This is a genomic window from Streptomyces sp. NPDC028314, assembly GCF_055565795.1.
Genome location: NZ_JBVHTP010000008.1, coordinates 70,571 through 94,710, shown reverse-complemented (window position 1 = coordinate 94,710; position 24,140 = coordinate 70,571). Strand labels below are relative to the sequence as shown.

The 24,140-nt window shown below is 71.8% G+C and carries 21 protein-coding genes, 1 tRNA gene and 1 riboswitch; of the genes, 14 read left to right on the top strand and 8 right to left on the bottom strand.

Going from position 1 to position 24,140, the window contains the following annotated elements; translation table 11 throughout:
• Nucleotides 1–2,361, bottom strand: coding sequence for a YfhO family protein (locus tag ACZ4TG_RS19520; RefSeq protein ID WP_468164324.1), 2,361 nt, complete (start codon nt 2,359–2,361; stop codon nt 1–3).
• 264 nt (nt 2,362–2,625) lie between these two features.
• Between ACZ4TG_RS19520 and ACZ4TG_RS19515 the strand changes: the two genes are divergently transcribed.
• Both ACZ4TG_RS19515 and ACZ4TG_RS19510 read left to right on the top strand, forming a co-directional pair.
• Entirely contained in the window at nt 2,626–3,252 is a 627-nt protein-coding gene (locus ACZ4TG_RS19515) for a SurA N-terminal domain-containing protein (RefSeq protein ID WP_468164322.1), read from the top strand.
• A gap of 28 nt (nt 3,253–3,280) precedes the next feature.
• Nucleotides 3,281–4,267, top strand: a complete 987-nt coding sequence (locus ACZ4TG_RS19510) for a nucleoside triphosphate pyrophosphohydrolase (protein ID WP_468164320.1) — start codon at nt 3,281–3,283, stop codon at nt 4,265–4,267.
• 21 nt (nt 4,268–4,288) lie between these two features.
• Here ACZ4TG_RS19510 and ACZ4TG_RS19505 read toward each other — a convergent pair whose 3' ends face one another.
• Nucleotides 4,289–5,491: a globin domain-containing protein gene (locus ACZ4TG_RS19505; protein WP_468164318.1), complete on the bottom strand. Its 1,203-nt coding sequence runs from the start codon at nt 5,489–5,491 to the stop codon at nt 4,289–4,291.
• A 122-nt stretch (nt 5,492–5,613) separates the two neighbouring features.
• On the opposite strand from ACZ4TG_RS19505, the gene ACZ4TG_RS19500 reads away from it, so the two are divergent.
• The 7 genes from ACZ4TG_RS19500 (at nt 5,614) to ACZ4TG_RS19470 (ending at nt 12,927) form a co-directional block, all read left to right on the top strand.
• A complete protein-coding gene (locus ACZ4TG_RS19500) occupies nt 5,614–6,888 on the top strand; it encodes a cytochrome P450 family protein (protein ID WP_468164316.1) in 1,275 nt (424 codons plus the stop codon).
• A 114-nt stretch (nt 6,889–7,002) separates the two neighbouring features.
• Nucleotides 7,003–8,046: a LysM peptidoglycan-binding domain-containing protein gene (locus ACZ4TG_RS19495; protein WP_468164313.1), complete on the top strand. Its 1,044-nt coding sequence runs from the start codon at nt 7,003–7,005 to the stop codon at nt 8,044–8,046.
• A 278-nt stretch (nt 8,047–8,324) separates the two neighbouring features.
• Nucleotides 8,325–8,497, top strand: a riboswitch (cyclic di-AMP (ydaO/yuaA leader).
• Between the two features lie 3 nt (nt 8,498–8,500).
• Complete coding sequence (locus tag ACZ4TG_RS19490; RefSeq protein WP_468164311.1) at nt 8,501–9,232, top strand: transglycosylase family protein; 732 nt, start codon at nt 8,501–8,503, stop codon at nt 9,230–9,232.
• 251 nt (nt 9,233–9,483) lie between these two features.
• On the top strand, nt 9,484–10,770 hold the full coding sequence (gene eno / locus ACZ4TG_RS19485) for a phosphopyruvate hydratase (RefSeq protein WP_030156501.1): 1,287 nt from the start codon (nt 9,484–9,486) through the stop codon (nt 10,768–10,770).
• A 90-nt stretch (nt 10,771–10,860) separates the two neighbouring features.
• A complete protein-coding gene (locus tag ACZ4TG_RS19480; RefSeq protein WP_468164308.1) occupies nt 10,861–11,349 on the top strand; it encodes an FtsB family cell division protein in 489 nt (162 codons plus the stop codon).
• 85 nt (nt 11,350–11,434) lie between these two features.
• Nucleotides 11,435–11,974 carry a DUF501 domain-containing protein gene (locus tag ACZ4TG_RS19475; protein WP_468164306.1) on the top strand — a complete coding sequence of 180 codons (540 nt, stop codon included), beginning with the start codon at nt 11,435–11,437 and terminating at the stop codon, nt 11,972–11,974.
• Entirely contained in the window at nt 11,971–12,927 is a 957-nt protein-coding gene (locus ACZ4TG_RS19470; protein ID WP_468164304.1) for a Ppx/GppA phosphatase family protein, read from the top strand. Before ACZ4TG_RS19475 ends, ACZ4TG_RS19470 begins: the two co-directional genes overlap by 4 nt.
• Before the next feature lie 80 nt (nt 12,928–13,007).
• Here the strand turns inward: ACZ4TG_RS19470 and ACZ4TG_RS19465 are convergent, their stop codons facing one another.
• Together ACZ4TG_RS19465 and ACZ4TG_RS19460 are read right to left on the bottom strand one after the other, a co-directional pair.
• The gene (locus tag ACZ4TG_RS19465) at nt 13,008–13,277 is read right to left on the bottom strand and encodes a type II toxin-antitoxin system RelE family toxin (protein WP_468164302.1); all 270 of its coding nucleotides are present in this window, start codon (nt 13,275–13,277) and stop codon (nt 13,008–13,010) included.
• On the bottom strand, nt 13,274–13,546 hold the full coding sequence (locus tag ACZ4TG_RS19460; protein ID WP_134073792.1) for a type II toxin-antitoxin system Phd/YefM family antitoxin: 273 nt from the start codon (nt 13,544–13,546) through the stop codon (nt 13,274–13,276). The genes ACZ4TG_RS19465 and ACZ4TG_RS19460 overlap by 4 nt, the downstream gene beginning before the upstream one ends.
• Nucleotides 13,547–14,060: 514 nt before the next feature.
• Here ACZ4TG_RS19460 and ACZ4TG_RS19455 point away from each other — a divergent pair.
• On the top strand, nt 14,061–15,446 hold the full coding sequence (locus tag ACZ4TG_RS19455; protein ID WP_468164299.1) for an NAD(P)/FAD-dependent oxidoreductase: 1,386 nt from the start codon (nt 14,061–14,063) through the stop codon (nt 15,444–15,446).
• A 166-nt stretch (nt 15,447–15,612) separates the two neighbouring features.
• Entirely contained in the window at nt 15,613–17,001 is a 1,389-nt protein-coding gene (locus ACZ4TG_RS19450; protein WP_468164296.1) for a class I SAM-dependent methyltransferase, read from the top strand.
• A gap of 88 nt (nt 17,002–17,089) precedes the next feature.
• Here ACZ4TG_RS19450 and ACZ4TG_RS19445 read toward each other — a convergent pair whose 3' ends face one another.
• The gene (locus ACZ4TG_RS19445; RefSeq protein ID WP_468164294.1) at nt 17,090–19,642 is read right to left on the bottom strand and encodes an ABC transporter permease; all 2,553 of its coding nucleotides are present in this window, start codon (nt 19,640–19,642) and stop codon (nt 17,090–17,092) included.
• Between the two features lie 66 nt (nt 19,643–19,708).
• Nucleotides 19,709–20,473, bottom strand: a complete 765-nt coding sequence (locus tag ACZ4TG_RS19440) for an ABC transporter ATP-binding protein (protein WP_468164835.1) — start codon at nt 20,471–20,473, stop codon at nt 19,709–19,711.
• A 507-nt stretch (nt 20,474–20,980) separates the two neighbouring features.
• On the opposite strand from ACZ4TG_RS19440, the gene ACZ4TG_RS19435 reads away from it, so the two are divergent.
• Together ACZ4TG_RS19435 and ACZ4TG_RS19430 are read left to right on the top strand one after the other, a co-directional pair.
• Nucleotides 20,981–21,062, top strand: a tRNA-Leu gene (locus ACZ4TG_RS19435).
• A gap of 136 nt (nt 21,063–21,198) precedes the next feature.
• Nucleotides 21,199–22,053, top strand: coding sequence for a Bax inhibitor-1/YccA family protein (locus tag ACZ4TG_RS19430; RefSeq protein ID WP_468164292.1), 855 nt, complete (start codon nt 21,199–21,201; stop codon nt 22,051–22,053).
• A gap of 122 nt (nt 22,054–22,175) precedes the next feature.
• Here ACZ4TG_RS19430 and ACZ4TG_RS19425 read toward each other — a convergent pair whose 3' ends face one another.
• Nucleotides 22,176–22,406 carry a DUF4287 domain-containing protein gene (locus ACZ4TG_RS19425; protein WP_351384444.1) on the bottom strand — a complete coding sequence of 77 codons (231 nt, stop codon included), beginning with the start codon at nt 22,404–22,406 and terminating at the stop codon, nt 22,176–22,178.
• A 98-nt stretch (nt 22,407–22,504) separates the two neighbouring features.
• Between ACZ4TG_RS19425 and ACZ4TG_RS19420 the strand changes: the two genes are divergently transcribed.
• A complete protein-coding gene (locus ACZ4TG_RS19420) occupies nt 22,505–22,864 on the top strand; it encodes a hypothetical protein (protein ID WP_468164290.1) in 360 nt (119 codons plus the stop codon).
• On the opposite strand, the gene ACZ4TG_RS19415 is transcribed toward ACZ4TG_RS19420, so the two are convergent.
• Complete coding sequence (locus ACZ4TG_RS19415; protein WP_468164833.1) at nt 22,848–23,654, bottom strand: hypothetical protein; 807 nt, start codon at nt 23,652–23,654, stop codon at nt 22,848–22,850. The two genes, ACZ4TG_RS19420 and ACZ4TG_RS19415, sit on opposite strands and share 17 nt — an antisense overlap.
• Nucleotides 23,655–24,140 lie beyond the last annotated feature (486 nt).

Sequence of the window (24,140 nt, the reverse complement as noted above, 5' to 3'; positions counted from 1 at the left end):
TCAGCCGGCCGCGGCGGCCCGGCGGCGGCGCCGCGACACCCCGCCGAGGACGGCCGCCGCCAGCAGGGCCGCCGCTGCCGCGGCCAGGCCCGCCGTGAGCCCGGGGGGACGGAAGGTGCAGGTCAGGGCCGGGGCGGCGGGATCCAAGGGGGCGGCGACCAGGCCCAGATGGGCGGCGGCCGGGCGGCCGTTGCAGGTCCAGCCCGCGATGGCCGGGGCGGAGAGGACCGCCGTGCCCGTACTGCCCGGGGGCAGGGTGGCCCGGATGCCTGACGGGCCGACCCGTACGGAGGTCGCCGCGCCGGCCCGCAGCGCGGCCACCGCCGCGTCCAGGCGGGAGCGGTCCAGGCAGGACAGCTCCCACCGGGGCGGCTCGGGCCGGTCGAACACCAGGTGCGAGGCGGGCCCCCGGGAGGGGCCCATCGGCTGGAGCGCGGCCCGGTTGCGCGGCGGGCTCGCGTTCAGCCGGAAGGCGGGGCCGTCCGCGAGGCGGGCCGTGGCGTTGTACTCGGGGGCCCACAGGAAGGCTTCGGTGCCCGCGCGGCAGACGCCGGGGGCGACCGGGTCCTCGTAGACCTTCGCGCCCAGCAGGAGCTCCTGGTTGGCGAAGGGGGAGGGGCCGTAGGCGAGGCCCGGTCCGGGCGGGCGGACCGTGACCAGCGGCGGGACCTCGGCCCGGGCGATCGTGCCGTCCGGCCGGAGCCGGGCGCCCACCGCGAAGACGGCGTCCGTGACCGGGTTGTCGAGGCTCTGCACGTTGCGGCCCCGCGAGGTCCAGCCGGCCCCGAGGGCGACCATGGTGCGGGTGAACACGTCCGGGGTGTGGCTGCTGTAGTACGCGCCGCCCTCGCCGCCCAGCAGCAGCGGGTCGTTGCCCGACAGGGCGGGCCGCCCCGCGTCGGTGCGGTACGCGGGCCAGCCCTCGGCCCCCGCCAGCGCCTCGGCGCGCGCCGTGTGGGCGGGGCCCCAGGAGGGGTAGTCGTCGAGCCCGCCCAGCTTGCCCCGGTGGCCGTAGGCCGTGGTGGCCGCGGCCTGGGCCACGAGGACCACGGCCAGCAGCCCGGCCGCCGGCAGCGCCCAGCGGCGGTGGCGCAGCGCCCACCAGGCGGCGGCCGCCGCGGCCAGCCCGCCGCAGAACAGGGCGTACCCCCAGGCGGTGGCCAGGGGGCTGCCGCTCGCCCCCAGCGCGGCCGCGCCGAGCACCGCCGCCCCGGCCGCCAGCGCCCGCGGCCCCGGCAGGCCCGCCGCGAGCCCGGTCCAGGCGGCGATGACCGCGATCCCGGCGAGCACGAAGGTCTGCCGGTACGGGCTGCCGTTGGGGGTCGCGAACACGTGCCAGGCCAGGTGGGTCGGCGCCCACTGGAGCGACAGCAGCACCGCCGCCACCAGCCCCGCCCACCACAGCCGGGTCCGCACCGGCACCGCCCGGTGGAACGGCAGCGCCGCCACCAGCAGCAGGGTCCCGGTGCCGACGAAGAGGGCGGGGGAGGAGAAGGAGTACGTGGCGGGCAGCAGCCGCGCCAGCAGATCCCCGGCCGGCACCGGCGCGAACTCCTTGAACCACCCCGGGTACGCCTGCTTCGAGCTGAGGAACAGCGGCACCAGCACCGGAGCCGACAGCGCGATGCCCAGCACGGTCGTGCCCGCCGCCCGAACGAGCACCCGCACCCGCTCCCGCAGCCCCTGCCGGGTCAGCACCACCCGTACGCACAGCACCAGCGCGGCACCCAGCGTCGCCATGTAGGCGGTGTAGAAGTTCGCCGTCCAGCAGACGGCCACCACGGCCGCCGCCGCCGTCGGCCGGCGGGAGCGCAGCGCCCATTCACCCGTCAGACACAGGAGCGGGAAGGCGATCAGCCCGTCCAGCCACATCGGGTTGTACGAGGCCTCGATCACCGACCAGCCGCAGAGCGCGTACGAGGCTCCGAGCAGCCCCGCCGCCCACCAGGGCCCGCGCCGCTGCGTGCGCAGCAGCCAGGCCATCGCGGCCGCCGCGGCCGTCATCTTGAGCACGGTGACCACGTACACCGCGAGGTCCGTCTCCGCGCGCGGGAAGAGCCCCACCAGCGCCGCGAAGGGGCTGGTGAGGTACGTCCCGAAGTCGGGCAGGAAGCTGGTCCCGTACCCGGACTGCCAGTTGAGGAGCAGGCCGCCGTGGGCGCGCCCGTGCAGCAGGTCCCACAGGTGCGCGTGGAAGGGCACGAACTGGTTGCCGAGGTCGTTGACGCTGCGGTGGCGGGGCCCGTACGGGTAGACGCGGGCGGCGGCGTCCCCGGCGCACACGGCCACGGCCGTGATCAGGGCGGCGAGCGCGGAGCCGGACAGGCTGCGGCGCCGCGGCGAGCTGTGCGGTGTCGACATGGTGGGCCGACCCTGGCAGCAGCGGAGGGCGGGGGGATGGCCGCGGGGTGGCCGGGACGCGAATCCGCGACGCAGAGCCGGGACGCGCCGGCCGGATGCGGAGCCGGGACGCGGACGGGGGTGTTGGGGCACGGACGGGGCCGCACCCCAACACCCCGGGAATCGTTGGTCGAATTGGTGGCTCGGACCAGCCTGACTGCATACCATCGGTCACCGCACGGCCCTTGTGCACCGACGCACAATCTCCCGGCCCTGGAGGCTCCTTTGCACCGTCGCACTGCGCTCTCCGTCTCCGCCGCCCTGCTCGCGGCGGCCCCCCTGCTGTCCGCCTGCTCGGGCGAGACCCGCCCCGGTACGGCGGCCGTCGTCGGCGGCGAACGGATCACCACCTCCGCGCTCCAGGCCCAGGTGAACGACGTCCGCGCGGCCCAGAACCGCTCCGAGCAGGGCGCCCAGCTCATCGAGGCGACCCCGCGCCTGGACCGCGACAAGCTCAACCGGCTCATCCAGACCGCCGTCCTGGAGCGGGCGGCGAAGGAGGCCGGGGTGAGCGTGTCCACCAAGGAGATCGAGGACGTCCGCAAGACCCAGCTGGAGAAGGCGCGCACCTCCGAGGCGCTGGAGTCGGCGGCCCTCCAGCAGGCCCACCTGGCCCCCGGGCAGATGGCCGAGGACACCCGCTTCCGGCTGCTGCGCGACAAGCTCTTCGAGCACTACGGCGACCAGGACAAGGCGCTGGCCAGGCTCGGGGCGGCCGCCAAGGCCCTGCACGTGGAGGTCAACCCGCGCTACGGCAGCTGGGACGCCCAGCAGATCGTGCTCGGCGACACGGAGACCCCGTGGATCACCCAGCGGACCAGGCCCGAGCAGGTGCCCCCCGCCGGGGCCTGAGCCGCGCGGGCGGAGGTAGGTTCGGGGGGTGACTGAGCACGCGTCCCCCGAGCCCGCCGAGCCCACCGGCCGCATCGTCCTGCTGACCACCAGCCACCGGGTCGCCCCCGGGCTGCTGTCCTGGCCGGCGTGGCAGACCCTGCACGCCGCGGACCGGGTGCTGTGCGCGGACCCCGGCCACCCGCAGCTGCCGTACCTGCGCGAGGCGGGGGTCGAGGTGGTCCACGCGGCCCCCGACGCCCACGAGCTCGTCGAGGCCTGCGCGGGCGGCGGCACCGTCGTGGTGCTCCCCGGCGGCGAAGGCGACCAGCGGCTCACCGACGGGCTGGCCCGGCTGGCCGGCTCCGGCCGGGTCAGCATGCCCGACCTGGAGCTGCTGCCCGGGTCGTACGACCTGCCCGGTGCGCGGCTGCTCGACCTGGTGCAGGTGATGGACCGGGTGCGCCGCGAGTGCCCCTGGACCTCCGTGCAGACCCACGAGGGGCTGGTGAAGTACGCGATCGAGGAGGCGTACGAGCTGGTCGAGGCGATCGAGGCGGGCGACCGCGAGGAACTGCGCGAGGAGCTCGGGGACGTACTGCTCCAGGTCTTCTTCCACGCCCGCATCGCGCAGGAGCACGCCGACGAGCCGTTCTCCGTCGACGACGTGGCCGGGGACCTCGTGGAGAAGCTGATCCGCAGGCATCCGCACGTCTTCGGCGACGCGCGGGCGCAGACCCCCGAGGACGTCAGCGCGCACTGGCAGCGCACCAAGGCGGTGGAGAAGCAGCGTGAGTCGGTGACCGACGGCATTCCGCTGGGCCAGCCCGGTCTGGCGCTCGCGGCCAAGCTCGCCGGCCGGGCCCGTACGGGCGGGCTCGCGGTCGAGCTGCCGCGCGGCGAGGGCGTCGGGTACGAACTGCTGGAGCTGGCGGCGCGCGCCGAGGCGGCGGGGATCGACCCCGAGGCCGCGCTGCGCGCGGCGGCCCGCGCCTACCGGGACGCGATCCGGGCCGCCGAGGGCGTCGGCGGGTAGCCGCCGGCGGCCAGGCCGGGGTCAGAGATCGCGCGGGGCGCGCCCGGAGGGGTCGTGCCAGTGCGGGGCGGGGCGGTTCAGGAACCACTCCCCGAAGCCCAGCGGGCGGGTCCGCGAGGAGCCGCCGGCGGGGACCGCGTCGTGGAAGATCCGGCCGGGCTGCGCGCCGAGTTCCTCCAGGAGGTACGCGGTCTCCTCGATGAACACCGACGGCCCGCTGAGGTAGACGTCCTGGTCCCGCCACAGGCCGCGGTGGCCGAGCGCGGTCGTCAGCCGGTCGGTGGCCTGGTTGCGGTGCTGCCCGGGCGCGGGCGTGATGTAGGTGACGCCGAGCCAGCCGAAGGCCCCGGCGTACGCGTCGATGAGCGGCCGGTCGTAGAGGTGCGCGGCGTCCCGGGCCACCACGAAGAGCCGTACGTCCTGATCGGGAGGGTGCTCCGCGAGGTCCTCCAGCATGGCCCGGATCGGGGCCCAGCCGGTGCCGGCGGCTATGAAGCTGACCGGGCGGTCCGCACGGCGCAGGGTGAGCTCCCCGCCGGGCGCGCCCAGCCGGAGCATGTCCCCGGGGCGCGCCTCGCGGACCAGCGCGGTGGAGAGCCGGCCGTCCTCGATCCGGCTGACGTGCAGGTCGACCGTGGTGTCGGCGCGGGGCGCGTTGCCGATGGAGTACGTGCGCCAGGTGGTCGGGACGCGGTCGCTGCTCACGCTGACGTACTGGCCCGGCAGGTAGGGGAGCGGGGCGTGCGGACGCAGGGTCAGTACGCCGATGTCCTGCCCGTACTGGAGGTGGCGGACGATCTCGGCGTCCCACCAGGGCGGGTCGGTGCTCTCGGCGGCTCCGGCCGTCATCGCGTCGGCGATCACCTGGTAGGCCTCGGCCCAGGCCTTCTCCACGTCCGGGGTCCACGCCTCGCCGGAGGTCTCGGCGAGGGCGGCGAGCAGGCTGGTGCCGACGGCGGCGTAGTGCTCGGGGCCGACGAGGAACTTGCGGTGGTCGCGGCCGAGGTGGCGCAGGTAGGGGACGAGCGTCCCGTCCTCCAGGTGGGCGATGACGTGGGTGAGCGCGGCGAAGAGCCGGTCCCGCTGGCGTTCCATGTCCTCGAAGGAGGCCGGGAAGAGCGCGCGCAGTGCGGGGTTGTGCCAGAACAGGTGGGAGTAGAAGTACTTGACCGCGTGCTCGGCCCGTCTCTCCACCACCGCGAAGCTGCTCTTCAAGATCCTCACATCCACAAAACCGAAAGTAGGAACGGCGGGCAACGCGAGGTCAAGGTTGAGGGGATCTACGGACAGCCGCGACGAAGCGCCCATATGGGATGCCCCGCCGGGGGCCGGGATACGGTCAGCGGGTGCATGAGCAGACCCCCGCAGACCCCGCAGACCCGACTTCCGCCCAGGGCCCGACCCTGTTCGACTGGGAGTTCGCCACCGACCCCTACCCGGCCTACGCCTGGCTGCGCGAGCACGCGCCGGTGCACCGCACCAAGCTCCCCAGCGGGGTCGAGGCCTGGCTGGTCACCCGGTACGCGGACGCCCGCCAGGCCCTCGCCGACCAGCGGCTCAGCAAGAACCCCGCGCACCACGCGGAGCCGGCGCACGCCAAGGGCAAGACCGGGATTCCGGGGGAGCGCAAGGCGGAGCTGATGACGCACCTGCTGAACATCGACCCGCCGGACCACACCAGGCTGCGGCGGCTCGTGTCGAAGGCGTTCACCCCGCGCCGGGTCGCGGAGTTCACCCCGCGCGTCCAGGAGCTCACCGACCAGCTCATCGACCGGTTCGCGGAAAGGGGGGAGGCGGATCTCATCCACGAGTTCGCCTTCCCGCTGCCCATCTACGCCATCTGCGAGATGCTCGGGGTACCGCGCGAGGACCAGGACGACTTCCGCGACTGGGCCGGGATGATGATCCGCCACGGCGGCGGGCCGCGCGGCGGAGTGGCCCGTTCGGTGAAGCAGATGCGGACCTACCTCGGGGAACTCATCCACCGCAAACGTGACGATCTGGGCAATGACCTGATCTCGGATCTGATCCGGGCCAGCGATCACGGCGACCACCTGACGGAGGCCGAGGCCACCGCGATGGCCTTCATCCTGCTCTTCGCCGGCTTCGAGACGACCGTGAACCTCATCGGGAACGGCGTCCACTCCCTCTTCATGAACCCGGAGCAGCGCGAGCGCCTCCAGGCCTCCCTCGCCGCCGGCGAACGCGGGCTGCTGGAGACCGGGGTCGAGGAGCTGCTGCGCTACGACGGCCCCGTGGAGCTGGCCACCTGGCGGTTCGCCACCGAGCCGTTCGTCCTCGGGGGCCGCGACATCGCGGCCGGAGACCCGGTGCTGGTGGTCCTCGCGGCCGCCGACCGGGACCCCGAGCGGTTCGCGGAGCCGGACACCCTGGACCTGTCCCGGAGTGACAATCAGCACCTCGGATACGGGCACGGCATCCACTACTGCCTCGGCGCTCCGCTCGCCCGGCTGGAGGGCCAGACGGCGCTCGCGACTTTGCTGATGCGTCTGCCAGATCTGGAACTCGCTGTTCCGCCCGCGGACCTGCGGTGGCGGGGCGGGCTCATCATGCGTGGCCTGCGCACCCTTCCGGTCCGCTTCACACCCCGAAACAACTGAGTTCCGACCGGCACCCGCCTGACTGAAGGTCAGTTTTCGACCGAACTTGTAACGAACGTGCCAAGGCCGCTAGGTTCTGCCGTTACCCCGCCGTTATGCGAAAGGTACAGCCTCATGCGTTCCGGGAACGGCCGCCACAGACGCCCCAAGCAGATACCCGCACTTGTCGTCACCGCCGGAGTCACCGGCTCCGCCCTGGCCCTGCCGCTGCTCGCGGCGACCGGCGCGAGCGCGGCAGACGCCCCCACGTGGGACAAGGTCGCCGAGTGCGAGAGCGGCGGAACCTGGAGCGCCAACTTCGGCAGCGGCGCGTACGGCGGGCTGCAGTTCACCCAGGAGCAGTGGAACGCCCACGGCGGCCTCGCCTACGCGGCGCGCCCCGACCTCGCCAGCCGCTCCCAGCAGATCGCCGTCGCCGAACAGGTGCTGGCCGCCCAGGGCCCCCAGGCGTGGTCGCAGTGCGGCGCCTCGGCCGGGCTGACCCAGCAGGGGCCGGCCGCCGAGGTGGACCCGGGCCGGGCCGAGGCGCCCGGGCCGATCGCGCCCACCCCGTCCCGCCCCGACGCGTCCGTGCCGAAGACCGGCTCCACCCCGGCCACGGACTTCGGGGCCCCGACCCCGGTCGCCCCGGTCCCCGGGCTGCCCAGCCCGACCGGCACGCCGTCCTTCACGCTGCCCGACATCCCGCTCGCGCCCCACAGCGGACTGCCCGTCATGCCCGACCCGGACCCGACCGTGCCGGCTCCGGAGCTCCCGGGCACCCCCACCGCGACGCCGCCCGCGGACCCGGCGGCCCCGGTCCTCCCGACGGCCCCGTCCGCCCCGACGGACCCGGCCACCCCGGTGCTCCCGGGCGCCCCTTCGACCCCCGCCGACCCGACCGCGACGCCCTCGGCCCCGGCGGGGAGCCCGGCCGACTCCGCGGCGGACGGCGGCGGCAAGCACCGCGGCCCGGCCGCGATCGAGACCCCGCCCGCCGCGCCCGCGGCCGCGCCGAAGCCCACGTACACGGTGAAGTCGGGCGACAGCCTGGCCGCCATCGCGGACGCCAAGGGACTCAAGGGGGGCTGGAACGCGCTCTACGAGGCCAACGAGCAGGTCATCGGCAAGGACGCGGACCTCATCAAGCCCGGCCAGAACCTGGATCTAACCAAGTAATAGGGGCAGTTCGGCCACCCGGAAAGATCCAAATGTCCGGTATATCTAAGTGAGACATGCGTCTCTTCCGGTCAACTGGCGTGTCTCGTACCGAAGCTTCCGCAAACCCGGCCCTCACCTGCGCAAACGTCCCTAAGCGGAACGCAAGTAGGGCTGTTTCCCCCCGATGTCGCGCGTTGAACATCGGGGGGAGACCTGTCTACCTTCTGAATCGCTCGCCACCGCGGGCCTCTTCGACCGCATCGCCGAATCCTGCCGGCGGACGGAGAGAACAGTCGTCGCGTAAAGCGCCGGAGGCAGGAGCGGGGGAACCAAGGTAAGCGCCGGGACCGGCCATTGAGAGATGGTCACGGAACCGGCTAGGGGTTAAGTCACGCGCTAGGCCGCGTGACCGGGCAACTCACTCGCCCGAACCCGACAGCTCACCTCGTAGGCGTCGGTGAGGAGAAACTCCATGCTGCTTTCCGGCAAGGGCAAGCACCGCCGCGCCTCCAAGGCCGCCCGCATCGTCACGCTCGCCGGTGTCGCCGGTGTCGCCGTCGCGGCGCCCCTGATGGCCGCGGGCTCGGCTTCCGCCGCGACCGCCTCCGAGTGGGACAAGGTCGCCGCCTGCGAGTCCGGCGGCAACTGGTCCATCAACACGGGCAACGGCTACTACGGCGGCGTGCAGTTCTCGGCGTCCACCTGGGCCGCCTACGGCGGCAAGGCGTACGCGGCGCAGGCCAACCAGGCCTCCAAGGCGCAGCAGATAGCCATCGCGGAGAAGGTCCTCAAGGGCCAGGGCAAGGGCGCCTGGCCGTCCTGTGGCGTGGGCCTGTCGAACTCCTCCTACAGCGGCGGCGGCTCGGCCGAGGCTCCCAAGCCGAAGCCGAAGCCCGAGGCGAAGAAGCAGGAAGCCGCTCCGAAGAAGCAGCAGGCGGCGCCGAAGAAGGAGTCCCGCTCCGAGGCCTCCGTCACCACCCGCTCCGAGCGTTCCGAGGCCGTCCCGGCCCCGACGAAGGCCCCCAAGACCGAGGCCCCGAAGACCGGCAACGGCTCGTACGAGGTCAAGTCGGGCGACACCCTGGGCACCATCGCCGAGGCGAACGGCGTCAAGGGCGGCTGGGAGAAGGTCTTCGAGCTGAACAAGGACATCGTCGACGATGCCGACCTGATCTTCCCCGGCCAGAAGCTGAAGCTCAGCTGAATGCCGCGGTAACACCGCATCACCTCACCGCCCGGCGCGTATTCCCCCACGCGCCGGGCGGTGGTGCGTTCCCCGCCGGGCACCGAACGATCAAGAGTCCTATGTCCTGGAAGAGGGGTATTCGGGCCCTTTTTCGTCCCAGGACCCGGGCGGTCGGCCGGCCCAGTGCCCGGAGCCGGTTAGGCTCTAGCTCGGCAGGCCGTCCCACGGTCCCAAGCCACCGCACACCCAGCGTCACATCCCAGAAGGAGATGCTCGTGCCGTCCATCGACGTCGTCGTAGCCCGGGAAATCCTGGACTCCCGAGGCAACCCCACGGTCGAGGTCGAGGTTGGCCTCGACGATGGCAGCACCGGTCGTGCTGCAGTTCCGTCCGGCGCCTCCACCGGTGCATTCGAGGCCATCGAGCTCCGTGACGGTGACCCCAACCGTTACATGGGCAAGGGCGTCGAAAAGGCCGTCCTCGCCGTCATCGAGCAGATCGGCCCGGAGCTCGTCGGCTACGACGCCACCGAGCAGCGCCTGATCGACCAGGCCATGTTCGACCTGGACGCCACCGACAACAAGGGCTCGCTCGGCGCCAACGCCATCCTCGGCGTCTCCCTGGCCGTCGCGCACGCCGCGTCCGAGGCCTCGGACCTCCCCCTCTTCCGCTACCTCGGCGGCCCGAACGCGCACCTGCTGCCCGTTCCGATGATGAACATCCTCAACGGTGGGTCGCACGCCGACTCCAACGTGGACATCCAGGAGTTCATGATCGCCCCGATCGGCGCGGAGTCCTTCTCCGAGGCGCTGCGCTGGGGTGCCGAGGTCTACCACACCCTCAAGAAGGTCCTGCACACCAAGGGCCTCTCCACCGGCCTGGGCGACGAGGGCGGCTTCGCCCCGAACCTGGAGTCCAACCGCGCCGCGCTCGACCTCATCGTCGAGGCCATCAAGCAGGCCGGCTACACCCCGGGCAAGGACATCGCGCTCGCGCTCGACGTCGCCGCGTCCGAGTTCTACAAGGACGGCAAGTACGAGTTCGAGGGCCAGTCCCGCTCGGCCGCCGAGATGACCGAGTACTACGAGGAGCTCGTCTCCGCGTACCCGCTGGTCTCCATCGAGGACCCGCTGTACGAGGACGACTGGGCCGGCTGGAAGGTCATCACCGACCGCCTCGGCGCCAAGGTCCAGATCGTCGGCGACGACCTCTTCGTCACCAACCCCGAACGTCTGGCCCGCGGCATCGAGGAGGGCTCCGCGAACGCCCTGCTCGTCAAGGTCAACCAGATCGGTTCGCTGACCGAGACCCTCGACGCCGTCGAGATGGCCCAGCGCAACGGCTTCAAGTGCATGATGTCGCACCGCTCCGGCGAGACCGAGGACGTCACCATCGCCGACCTCGCGGTCGCCGTGAACTGCGGCCAGATCAAGACCGGCGCCCCGGCCCGCTCGGACCGCGTCGCCAAGTACAACCAGCTGCTGCGCATCGAGGAGATCCTCGACGACGCCGCGGTGTACGCGGGCCGCAGCGCGTTCCCGCGCTTCAAGGGCTAACCACGCCCTAGCCTCCGTACGTCCCCGCACTCGGTCCCGTACCGTGTGCGGGGACGTATTGCGTAGTGCGCATATAGGGGAGGCGGGACCATGGCCGGGAACCGGGATCGGTTCTCCACCTTCTCGACCGCGACCAGGCTCAAGGCACTCGGCGAACGGACCGCGGCGCACGTCTACCGCTCGCAGTCGCGCCGCCAGGTCCGCCGCAGCCGGCTCACCGGCCGGGCCGCACTCCTGGTGCTGGTCCTCTGTACCCTGGTCGTCGCCCTCGCGTATCCGATGCGCCAGTACGTATCCCAGCGCTCGGAGATCGCGGAGCAGCAGCGGGCCGCCGACGACGCGCGCCAGCGCCTCGAACAGCTCCGCGACGAGAAGGCCCGCTGGCAGGACCCGGCCTACGCGGAGCAGCAGGCGCGCAAGCACCTGCACTTCCTCCGCCCGGGGGAGATCGGCTACATCATGCACGACCCCGGGGCAGAGGCCGCCGAGCACCGCCGTACCGGGCAGGAAGGGTCGGACCGGCCCTGGTACTCCAACGTCTGGGACGGCGTCGACAAGGCCGACCGGCCCGGCGACTGACCCCGACCGCACCGACCCGCCCGCGACACCCCGCGTAACACACCGCGACACACCCGCACACGAAACGAAGAGACTTCCTCCAGGCATGCAGACGCCCCCGCCCCAGACCGACCGCACCGAGCCGACCGCCGCGGACATCGAGGCGTTCGAGCAGCAGCTCGGCCGCCCGCCCCGCGGGCTGCGCGCCATCGCGCACCGCTGCCCCTGCGGGCAGCCGGACGTCGTCGAGACCGCGCCCCGGCTCCCCGACGGCACCCCCTTCCCGACGCTGTACTACCTGACCTGCCCGCGCGCCGCCGGAGCCATCGGCACGCTGGAGGCCAACGGCGTGATGAAGCAGATGCAGGCCCGGCTCGCCGAGGACCCGGAGCTCGCCGCCGCCTACCGGGCCGCGCACGAGGACTACATCACCCGCCGTGACGCCATCGAGGTGCTCCAGGGCTTCCCCAGCGCCGGCGGCATGCCGGACCGGGTGAAGTGCCTGCACGTGCTCGTCGGGCACTCGCTGGCCGCCGGCCCCGGGGTCAACCCGTTCGGCGACGAGGCCCTGGCGATGCTGCCCGAGTGGTGGGCCAAGGGCCCCTGCGTCACGCCGTGCGGCGAGAAGAAGGACGGCGGGGCATGAGCCGACGCCGGGTCGCGGCCATCGACTGCGGTACGAACTCCATCCGCCTGCTCGTCGCGGACCTCGACCCGGCCACGGGCGAGTTCGCCGAGCTGGACCGCCGGATGACCGTCGTCCGGCTCGGCCAGGGCGTGGACAAGACCGGCCGGCTGGCTCCGGAGGCGCTGGAGCGCACCTTCGCGGCCTGCCGTGAGTACGCGGCCGTCATCAAGGAACTCGGCGCCGAGCGGGTCCGCTTCGTGGCCACGTCGGCCTCGCGGGACGCCGAGAACCGGGACGAGTTCGTCCGGGGCGTCCTGGACATCCTGGGCGTGGAGCCCGAGGTGATCTCCGGGGACCAGGAGGCGGAGTTCTCCTTCGACGGCGCCACCAAGGAGCTCGCGGGCCGCACCGACCTGGAGCGGCCGTTCCTGGTGGTGGACATCGGCGGCGGTTCCACCGAGTTCGTGGTGGGCTCCGAGCACGTCCGGGCCGCCCGCTCCGTGGACGTGGGCTGCGTCCGGATGACCGAACGCCACCTGGTGGTGGACGGGGTCGTCTCCGACCCGCCGACCGAGGGACAGATCGCCGCCATACGGGCCGACATCGAGGCGGCCCTGGACCTCGCGGCCCGGACGGTACCGCTGGCCGAGGCGCACACGCTGGTGGGCCTGGCGGGCTCGGTGACCACGGTCGCCGCGATCGCACTGGGGCTGACCGGGTACGACTCGGCGGCCCTCCACCACGCGCGGATCCCCTACGAGACGGTCCGCGAGATCAGCGAGCGCCTGCTGCGCTCCACGCACGCCGAGCGCGCGGCGATCCCGGTGATGCACCCGGGACGGGTCGACGTGATCGGCGCCGGCGCGCTGGTCCTGCTGGCGGTCATGGAGCGCGTCGGGGCCACGGAGGTCCTGGTCTCGGAGCACGACATCCTCGACGGCATCGCCTGGTCGGCGGCGGCCGAGGCCTAGCCCGCCCAGCAGCGGCCCTGACCGGCAAAGCCGTTGAACGGCGGCGCTCCGGCGACCCGACCGGAGCGCCGCCGGCGTATTCAGATGCCGCGGTAGATGTCGCGCCGGTCGCCGACCTTGACGACGAGAATGACGAGCTCGCCGTCCAAAACCTGATAGGCGATCCGGTAACTGCCTACCCGGAGCCGGTAGAGGCCGGACGGTCCGGTGAGCTTCTTGACGTCGGCGTCCTCGCGGTACGGATCGTCTCCCAGCGCGGTCAGCGCGGCGAGGATGCGCATTGCGGCCGGCTTGTCGATCGCCCGAAGCTGCCGTTGCGCCGCGGTGGTGAACCGGAACGCGTACTTCACGCCGCTCCGTCCCCCCGCTCACTGAACAGGTCGGCCAGCAGCTCGGCCATGGTCACGGTCGGACCGCCTTCGGCCAGCACGGCCTCCGCCTCGCGTGCCAGCAGTTCGTCGGCCGCCTCTTCGAGTGCGTTGAAGTCCGCGATGGGAACCAGGGCCGCCACCGGGGCGCCGTTACGGGTGATTATGGTCGGAGCGCCCTGCTCTGCCCGGTTGATGTGGTCCGCGAGATGGGCACGGGCTTCGCGCACGGTCACAGCGTTCTCACTCATGTCAGCAGTGTACGCGGGAATGTGTACACGCGCCGCGGTGGGTCTCGCGCCGGTCGCCGACCTTGACGACGAGGACGCGAGCGCCTGGTCGCGCGCTCGTCCGGGAGTGGTCCGCGCCTGGATGGGGGGCCTTGAGGGGGCTCTCAGGGGGGCGGAAGTCCCGTCCTCCACATCAAGTTCGTGAAGTTCTTCACAAGGAAAAAAGGCCTGATGGGTCAAGGTGGGGGCCGTTCGGACCCTTCGCGGGGCTCGGAGGGTCGTTTCAGCCGAGCGTTCGTGCGATTCGGGGGCGCCGTCGAGGTCTGTCGGTAGGTATCCACCAACCCGGTGGTCTACTCCGGTTCAAGCCTTGGAGGCCAGTTCAGGACTGGTGTACAACGACTCCCGTTACACCGTGGTTCCCGTTCGGCGCCATGACCTGGGTCACGTGGGCCGCGCAGTGTAGCAGAGGGTACCCAGCACCTTGTGAAGGGGCTCACGAGCGTCACCCCTCTGGGTGCTGGATACTCGTTCCATGAGCACCACGGAGCGTCCCAGGATCCTCGTTGTAGGAGGTGGGTACGTAGGCCTGTACGCAGCCAAGCGCATCATGAAGAAGATGCGCTACGGCGAGGCGACCGTCACGGTCGTCGACCCGCGCTCGTACATGACCTACCAGCCCTTCCTCCCCGAAGTGGCCGCAGGCAGCATCTCGCCTCGGCACGTCGTCGTCCCGCTGCGACGCGTGCTGCCCAAGGCTGAGGTTCTCACCGGCCGGGTCACGACCATCGACCAGGACCGCAAGGTCGCCGTCGTCACGCCGCTGGTCGGCGAGGCGTACGAGCTGCCTTTCGACTACCTGGTGATCGCGCTCGGCGCCGTCTCCCGCACCTTCCCGATCCCCGGCCTCGCCGAACAGGGCATCGGCATGAAGGGCGTCGAAGAGGGCATCGGCCTGCGCAACCACGTACTCGAGCAGCTCGACAAGGCCGAGTCCACGACGGACGAGAACGTCCGCCGCAAGGCCCTCACCTTCGTCTTCGTCGGCGGCGGCTTCGCCGGTGCGGAGACCATCGGTGAGGTCGAGGACATGGCCCGCGACGCCGCCAAGTACTACTCCAGCATCAAGCGCGAGGACATGCGCTTCATCCTGGTCGACGCGGCCGACAAGATCCTTCCCGAGGTCGGGCCCAAGCTCGGCACCTGGGGCAAGGAGCACCTCGAGTCCCGCGGCATCGAGATCTACCTCAACACCTCCATGGACTCCTGCGTGGACGGCCACGTGGTGCTGAAGAACGGCCTCGAGGTCGACTCCAACACCATCGTGTGGACCGCCGGCGTCAAGCCCAACCCCGCGCTGGCCCGCTACGGCCTCCCGCTGGGCCCCCGCGGCCACGTGGACGCCGAGCCGACCCTCCAGGTCAAGGGCACGGACTACATCTGGACCGCCGGCGACAACGCCCAGGTTCCCGACGTGGCCGCCCGCAAGGCCGGCGTCGAGAACGCCTGGTGCCCGCCGAACGCCCAGCACGCGCTGCGCCAGGCCAAGGTCCTCGGCGACAACGTCATCTCGGGCATGCGGGGCTTCCCGCAGACCGAGTACTCGCACTCCAACAAGGGTGCGGTGGCGGGCCTCGGCCTCCACAAGGGCGTCGCGATGATCGTCATGGGCAAGATGAAGATCAAGCTCAAGGGCCGGCTCGCCTGGTACATGCACCGTGGCTACCACGGCATGGCCATGCCGACCTGGAACCGCAAGATCCGCGTCTTCGCCGACTGGACCCTCGGCATGTTCCTCAAGCGCGAGGTCGTCTCCCTCGGAGCGCTGGAGAGCCCCCGCGAGGAGTTCTACGAGGCCGCCAAGCCGGCGCCGGCCCCGGCCGCCGCCCAGGCTCCGGCCGCGAAGGCAAAGGCCTCCTGACCCGGCGCGAGCCGGCAGGGCCCTGAGCACGACCAGCACGACCAGCACGTCCCCGAAGGGGCTGCCCGCCATCCGTGGTGCGGGCAGCCCCTTCGGCGTTCCTCCAGATTGTGCGGCGCCGGAAATGGGTAGGTCGTTCGGTCGGAACTTTATGGAGGTGCCTACGATGACCGACGCCGCGCCGCGGCTGGCCGCTCTTGCCGAGACCCTGCTGGGCGCCCCCCTGCCCGTCCGCATACGAGCCTGGGACGGGAGCGAGGCCGGACCGCCCTCGGGGCCCGTCCTCGTACTGACCAGCCGGCGCGCCCTGCGCCGCATGCTGTGGAAGCCCGGCGAGCTCGGGCTGGCCCGCGCCTGGGTCGCCGGTGACCTGACGGTCGAGGGCGACCTGTTCGAGCTGCTGGACCGGGTGGCCGGCCTGCTCTGGGAGCGGGACCCCGCCCCCGCTGCGGTGCCCGCGGCCCCCCTCACCGGCCTGGCCAAGATCGCCGCCCTGCGCCCGCGCCTGCCCGCGCGGGCCTCCGGAGCGGCCGGCACGACCGCGTTACTGCGCGACCCCGAGGCACGGGCGGCCGTACGCGACCTCGTCGCCCTGGCCCGGCCGTGGCCCGCGCCCGCGCCGCCGCCCGAGGAGGCCGTCCGGCGCGGCGGGCAGCGGCACACCAAGGGCCGCGACCGCCAGGCCATCAGCCACCACTACGACGTCGGCAATGAGTTCTACGAGCGGGTGCTCGGCCCCTCGATGGTGTACTCCTGCGCCTACTGGAGCCCGGGCAGCACCCTGGAGGAGGCCCAGCGCGACAAGCTCGACCTGGTCTGCCGCAAGCTCGACCTCGCGCCCGGACAGCGGCTCCTCGACGTCGGCTGCGGCTGGGGCTCCATGGCCCTGCACGCGGCCCGCGGGTACGGGGTCCAGGTCACCGGCATCACGCTCTCGCGGGAGCAGGCCGTGTACGCCCGCAAGCGCGTCGCGGAGGAGGGCCTGGCCGACCGGGTCGAGATCCGGGTCCAGGACTACCGCGACGTCAAGGACGGCCCGTACGACGCCATTTCCTCGATCGGCATGGCCGAGCACGTCGGCGCCGAGCGCTACCGCGAGTACGCCCGCACCCTGCACGCGCTGCTGCGGCCCGGCGGGCGGCTGCTGAACCACCAGATCGCCCGGCCGCCGGAGCCCGACGAAGAGGCGTACCGGATCGACGAGTTCATCGACGCGTACGTGTTCCCCGACGGGGAGCTCTCCCCGATCGGCAGCACCATCGGCGAGCTGGAGCGGGCCGGCTTCGAGGTCCGCGACGTGGAGGCGCTGCGCGAGCACTACGCGCTCACCCTGCGCGCCTGGGTCGAACGGCTGGAGCGGCACTGGGACGAGGCCGTACGGCTGACCTCGCCCGGGCGGGCCCGCGTGTGGCGGCTGTACATGGCGGCCTCGGCGCTCGGCTTCGAGCACGACCGGCTCGGGGTCAACCAGGTCCTCGCGGTCCGGCCCGGGCCCGGCGGGGCCTCGGGCATGCCGCTGCGGGCCCGTGAGTGGGGCGCGCGCGAGGCTCCGTAGCGGCCCGGGACGACGGGAAGGGCCCCGCGACGCGTTCGTCGCGGGGCCCTTCCCCGTGCGGCCCGCCAAGGCCCGCCCTGCGGCGGGGCTACTCCGTCTTGATGGCGGTCAGCATGTTCAGCCGGGCGGCGCTGCGGGCGGGCCACATGGCCGCCAGGGCGCCGACCAGACCGGCCAGCAGCAGGAAGATCGCGATGCGGTCGAACGGCACGACCAGCGCGTAGTTCGGCACGCTGCTCCTGATGGTCTCGCCGACCGCCCAGGCGACGAAGGTGCCGAGGGCGACACCGATGACCGCGCCGAAGAGCGAGATCACGATGGCCTCCAGGCGGATCATGTTCTTGACCCGGCCCCGGTCGAGACCGATGGCGCGCAGCATGCCGATCTCCTGGGTCCGCTCGTAGACGGACATCGCCAGGGTGTTGACGACGCCGAGGACCGAGATGATCAGCGCCATGCCGAGCAGGCCGTACATGATGTTCAGCGCGGTGTTGATCGCGCCGCCCATCTCGTTGCGCATGTCCTGCTGGGTGGCGATGGAGATCGCCGGGTTCTTGCCGAGGGCGTCGACCAGGGTCTGCTCGGCCTTGGCCGAGGAGCCGCCGTCCATCTTGACGAAGACCTCGGGCAGGTAGCCCTTCTCCTCGTGCTGGTTGAGGATCTTGTAGTCGATCACGTAGGGGGAGAGCATGCCCTCCATGTCCTCGTAGATCGCGCCGACCTTCAGGTCCGCCTTCTGGTTGTCGTCGAAGGTGGTCTTCAGGGTGGAGCCGACCGAGAGGCCGGCGGACTTCGCCGACTTCTCCGCGACGGCGACCTCGCCCCTGCCGAGGCTGTCCAGCGAACCGCTGACCACGTCGATGTTGAGCAGCTGGCCGATGGTGGCCGGGTTGACGCCGGAGGCGGAGCGGAACTCCTTCTTCTCGCCGGTCCGCAGGGTGCCGGCCTGCTGCGGGGAGACCGCCTTGACGCCCGGGGCCTTCTCCAGGGCGCCGATCACGGACTGGTCGAGTCCGCCGAAGCCGCCGGACATGGAGACCTTGTAGTCGGCCTTGAGCTTGTCCGTGGTCATCCGGTCCACGGCCTTGCCCATGGTGAGGCCGAGCACGGACAGGGCGGTGACCAGGGTCAGGCCGATGGCCAGGGAGGCCGCGGTGACGGCCGTACGGCGCGGGTTGCGCACGGCGTTCTGCGCGGCCAGCTTGCCGGCGACGCCGAACATCTTCTGCAGCGCGGGACGGATCGCCGCGATCACCGGCCGGGAGAGCGCCGGCAGCAGGATGATGATGCCGATCATCGTCAGGAAGGCGCCGGCCCCGATGATCATCTTGCCGTCCTTCCCGGTCAGCGCGCCGCCGAGGATCGCGGCGAGGCCGAGGAGGGTCAGCACGCCGCCGATGCTGTTGCGCAGCACCAGGGACTTGGCGGTGGCCGGGAGGTGGGCGCTGCCCATGGCGGCGACCGGGGCGATCTTGGCGGTCCGGCGGGCCGGCAGCCAGGCGGCGAGCATCGTGACGAGGACGCCGATGACGATCGCGATGAGGACGGTGACCGGGGCGACGACCAGCGGGCCGGCCGGGATCTTCGCGCCGATGGAGTCCATCAGCGAGCGCATGCCGACCGCCAGGCCGACACCGGCGGCCAGGCCGATGGCGGACGAGATCACGCCGACCACCAGGGCCTCGGCGAGCACCGAGCGCTTGACCTGGCCGCGGTTGGCGCCGACGGCGCGCAGCAGGGCCAGCTCCTTCGTGCGCTGGGCGACCAGCATCGTGAAGGTGTTGTAGATCAGGAAGATGCCGACGAAGAGCGCGATGAGGGCGAACGTCAGCAGCATCTGGTTGGTGGTCTCCATCTGCCGCTCGATGGACTTGGCCTGGTCCGCGGCGAGTTCCGCGCCGGTCTGGGCCGTGGCGTCCTTGCCGACCAGCGGCTTGATCGCGGAGAGGAGCTGGTCGGCGGTGGTGCCGGCCTTGGCGCTGACCGACAGCTCGTCGTAGAAGCCGGGCTCCAGGTAGAGCTTCTGGGCGGTGGCGGTGTCGAACAGCACCAGGCTGCCGCCCGCGTTGACCGCGCCGTCCTCGGTGGTGAAGACACCGGTCAGGCTGTACTCGGTGGGCAGCCCGTTCGAGGCGACCCGGACCTTGTCACCGACCTTGTACTTGCCGCGCTGGGCGGTCTCCTTGTCGAGGGCGATCTGGCCGGGGCCGGCCGGGCCGCTGCCCTCGGTGAAGGCGTAGCGCGGGTCCTTGCCGTCCTTGACGGGGGCGAAGTTGGCGCCGGCGTTGGCCCAGCCGTTGCCGATCAGCTTGCCGTCGGGGTCGCCGACCCCGGCGAAGCCGGTCACGCGGCCGGACACGGCGTCGACGCCGTTCACGGCCTTGACCTTGTCGAGGGTCTGCTGGCTGATGCCCGGCTCGCCCTCCTTGGCCCCGTCGTCGTTGCGGGAGGGTCCGTGGGCGGTGACCGAGACGGCGATGCCGTCGAAGCTCTTGGCGGACTGGTTCGACATCGCCTTGCCGACGGTGTCGGTGAAGACGAGCGTGCCGGAGACGAAGGCCACGCCGAGGACGACGGCGAGCACCGTCATCAACAGCCTTGCCTTGTGCGCGAGTACGTTGCGCAGGGCGGTACGGAACATGGTGGAGGCGTCCAGGATGTCGAGGGCAGGAGCGGGGGGTCAGCGGGGACGGGGAGGGGATGTCCCTCAGCTGGTGCGGCCCTTGGCGTCGAAGGCCTTCATACGGTCCAGCACGCCGTCGGCGCTGGGGGCGAGCATCTCGTCGACGATCCGGCCGTCGGCGAGGAAGATGACGCGGTCCGCGTAGGAGGCGGCGACCGGGTCGTGGGTGACCATGACGACGGTCTGGCCCAGCTCCCGGACCGAGTTGCGCAGGAAGCCGAGGACCTCGGCGCCGGAGCGCGAGTCGAGGTTTCCGGTCGGCTCGTCACCGAAGATGATCTCGGGACGCGAGGCCAGGGCGCGGGCGACGGCCACGCGCTGCTGCTGGCCGCCGGAGAGCTGGGTCGGGCGGTGGCCGAGCCGGTCGGAGAGGCCGACCATGCGGATCACGTTCTCCAGCCACTGCTTGTCGGGCTTGCGGCCCGCGATGTCCATGGGGAGGGTGATGTTCTCCAGGGCGGTCAGGGTCGGGAGCAGGTTGAACGCCTGGAAGATGAAGCCGATCTTGTCCCGGCGCAGCTGGGTCAGCTGCTTGTCCTTGAGGGAGCCCAGCTCGGTCTCGCCGATGCGGACGGAACCCGCGGAGAAGGTGTCCAGGCCGGCCACGCAGTGCATCAGCGTGGACTTGCCGGAGCCGGACGGGCCCATGATCGCGGTGAACTGGCCCGCGGCGAAGTCGACCGAGACGTTGTCCAGCGCCACCACCTGGGTCTCGCCCTGGCCGTACACCTTGGAGAGCTGGGTGGCGCGGGCGGCCACGGCCTGGCTGGTGTGCGGGGCGTGGTTCATGGTGGTCACGGGGGACTCCTGTCGAGCATGGTGCTGCGGTGTGGCGGGACCCTTCCATCTTCACCGCGGCCACCCCCGCTCCGGATCAGCCGCGGTGCCCGTTCTCCGGCCCACTGGAGTCTGATCGCCGACGGCTCCGTCTCCTCCTCTGGTATGACAGGTCCGCGGCGGGACGGTACGCCGGACGTAGTCCCCTTCCCGGCGGCCCGGGGCGGCGGGCGGGGGTGGCCCCGGGGTCGCGGGCGGGGCGGGCCGGGGTGGCGGACGGGGTGGCCCGGGGTGGCGGGCGGGGTGGCCCGGGGTGGCGCGCGGCAGCGAAATCCCGTCATTCCCGTACCGGGGGTGATCGTCCTCCGGAAGGTGCCGACAACGCGTTATCAAGCCTGACGGCCCCTCAAGCGCCAATAAAATCAGACAACATCGGACAGACGCCCAGGTCGGGGCAGGGGCGTTCCGGATAGGCTCGGCACAGCGTCGAAGGCTTTTCCACGGGGGCCGCCACGCCCTGCCCGGATGGTGGAATGCAGACACGGCGAGCTTAAACCTCGCTGGCCCTCGGGCCGTGCCGGTTCAAGTCCGGCTCCGGGCACTTTCGTACTCGTGCGTTTATCCTCAGCGGTTCGCCGTGTCTTCTCCTAAGATCCTCCTCCAGCAGTAGGGTGCTTTCTTTGCGAACGCATTACTCTTGTTGCTAAGGCTGCGCACGGTGGCCATGGAGGAGTGAGATGAGGAGCAGTAACCCGGTCTTCTCGCGACGGGGGTTCAGCCGCGACAACGGCGGCTACGCGGGCTTCGAAGCGCAGCAGGCGCAGGCCGGGACCGCGACCAACCCGTACGCGACGAACCCTTACGCCACGGACCCCACCACGGGGATGCCGCAGGCGCCGGTGCGCGCCAACGCGATGACCATCGACGACGTCGTGAGCCGTACGGCCATGACGCTCGGCACGCTCATCGTGACGGCGACCCTCTCCTGGGTCCTGCTGCCGGTCGACCCGGCCAACGTCAACAAGTCGTACATGATCGGCGTCGGTGCGGCGCTGGTCGCGTTCGTGCTGGTCATCATCCAGTCCTTCAAGCGCAAGCCGGTCCCGGCCCTGATCCTGGGGTACGCGGCTCTCGAGGGCGTCTTCCTCGGCGTCATCAGCTCGGCCACCAGCACCTACATCAGCCCCGGCGTGGTCATCCAGGCCGTCATGGGCACGATGTGCGTCTTCGCGGCCGTGCTCTTCGCGTACAAGATGCGCTGGATCCGCGTCACGCGCCGCTTCACCGGCTTCGTGATGGCGGCCGCCCTGGGCTTCGTCCTGCTCATGGTCGCCAACTCGCTGTTCGCGCTCTTCGGCGGCGGTGACGGCCTCGGCTTCCGCAGCGGCGGCCTCGGCATCCTGTTCGGCGTCATCGGCATCATCCTCGGCGCCTGCTTCCTCGCCCTCGACTTCAAGCAGGTCGAGGACGGCGTGACGTACGGCGCCCCGCGCGAGGAGGCCTGGCTGGCGGCCTTCGGCCTCACCCTGACCCTGGTGTGGATCTACCTGGAGATGCTGCGGCTCTTCTCGATCCTCTCCGGCGACGACTAGTCGTACCGGCCACGCGCCCACACGGCATGAGGAAGGCCCCGCGAGCACCGTGCTCGCGGGGCCTTCCCGCGTCGTGTGAGGGATACGGGGGTCGTCGGGGGACTCGGACGAGGGGCAGGGGCTCAGCCCAGTCTGCGGGCGGCCCTGCGCAGGTCGTACTCGTGGATGATCGCCTTGGCCTGGCCGTACGACAGCTCGTGCGCGCCGCGCAGCCAGCTGACCTTCTCCTCGAACCGGACGAGGGAGGGGCCGTCGTCCACAGCGCGGAGCCAGTCGGAGAGTTCACGACCGGTGGTCAGGGGGATTCTGTCGATCATGTTGCGGTGTGTCTGCTCGGAGAACTCTACGGACATGGGCGCCTCCGGAGGTATCGCCGTGTTCTCTTCACGACACCGTGCCTCAGCGTTCGGCCGTTGGCAATGGTGCCCGGGCGGCGCGTAAGGTCGGCCGGGTGCTTGATACTTCGCCCCTGACCGCCGTGGTCGAACGTTTCGCCGACCGGCTGCGGGCCGCTCCGCAGAGCCGGCTCCAGCGCGGAGCCGCCGCCGAGGCGCTGGAACTGGCCCGGGAACTGGCCGTACGGGCCCAGCGGATCGAGACCGCCGCCGACGGCGCGCGGGGAGCGGCTCCGGCGCGTGTCATGCCGGACGCGGGGATCTTCGCCGTCGGGGACCAGGTGGCGGTCGCCGGCCTGGACCTCGCCGAGGCGCTGCGCACCGTACGGGACGGGGACGGCGCGAAGGCCCCGTCCGAGGTGCTGGACGAGGCCGTGCGGCTGGTGGAGCAGGCGGAAGTCAGAGCGATGCGATGACGCGGTCCGCGAGGATGTAGACGTTGCTGTCCGGGTCCTCGCCGTCCCCGCAGGAGAACGTCAGGGCGTAGGCGCCGGAGATGCCCGAGCCGCCCAGCAGCACCGGCGCGGTGCCGGAGCGCAGGGCCTCGGCGAGCCGCTCCGCGGTCTCCCGGTGCCCCGGGGTCATGCACAGCGTGGTGCCGTCGGTGAAGACGTACACGTCCAGGGTGCCCAGGGGGCCCGGGCGGACGTCCGCGAGGGCCGTACGGGCCTCCGCGAGCTCCTCCAGGCGGCTGACCGTGCGCTCGTGGTCCGCGCCCGGGTACGAGGCCTGGACGGGCACGAAGTCGGGGTGCGAGGGGTGGCGCCGGCGCGCGGCCGCCAGCTCGGCGGAGTCCTCGGGGTAGTCGTCGAGGCCGTCGTCGCCCAGGACCGGCTCCAGGCCGACCAGATCCGCCTGCCGGGGCAGGAAGACCGGGCTGTCCTCGCCGAGGCCCGGCAGACCGCCGAGCAGCGAGGGGGCGTCCGCGGCGTCACGGGCCTCCTGCGCGGCCCAGAAGGCCCGCGCCTCGGCCAGCTCGCGCTCGCGCTCCTCGGCGAGGGCTTCGGCCACGGCGGCTCGTATCTCCGCGGCGGGGGACTCCACGGCGCTGCGGGCATGCGGGACGGTCGCACCGCGGGGGTGGGCCGACACCGTCAGCTCACCGCGCAGGGCCGTGACCTGCTTGCGCAGTCCGTGTACGGCGTGCAGCGCAGCAGCGCCCACGGCCGTGGCAGCGGCCGTGGTCAGCAGCAGGGCAAGAGACATGGCGCTCACTGACTAACTCCTGATTGATTCGATCCCCCGACTTCCTACATCAGCTTGGCCTCTGCTGGGAATGGCATGCAGTGCATTACGTCATGAATTGGACAGGCCTTTCGTCCCTGAGGGGTCCAGCGTGCACCCTCTGACCTGGGCAAATGCCGAACCCCCAGGACAAAGGTCACATCCTGGGGGAGATTCGGTCACAGGTCGGCCGCGACGGGGTTAGATTCGGTGTCAGTACGGCGCAGCGAATCCGGCGGAATCCTTACGGCGTCTGGGGACCGCCCTTGATCACGGCCGAAACCCCCTCCACAGCCGGTCGCACAGAGCTCCGGCACCACTGCGGACAGGGACCGCCCTTGTCCTGTGGGCGGCTCCCTACCCTCCGCTACGGCTCAGCTCAGCCGCTCGTCTTCTCGGTCGCGCTGAGCTTCGCCACCGCTGCGGGCAGGTGCCCCCTCGTTCCTCGGGGGCCCCTACCCTCCGCTA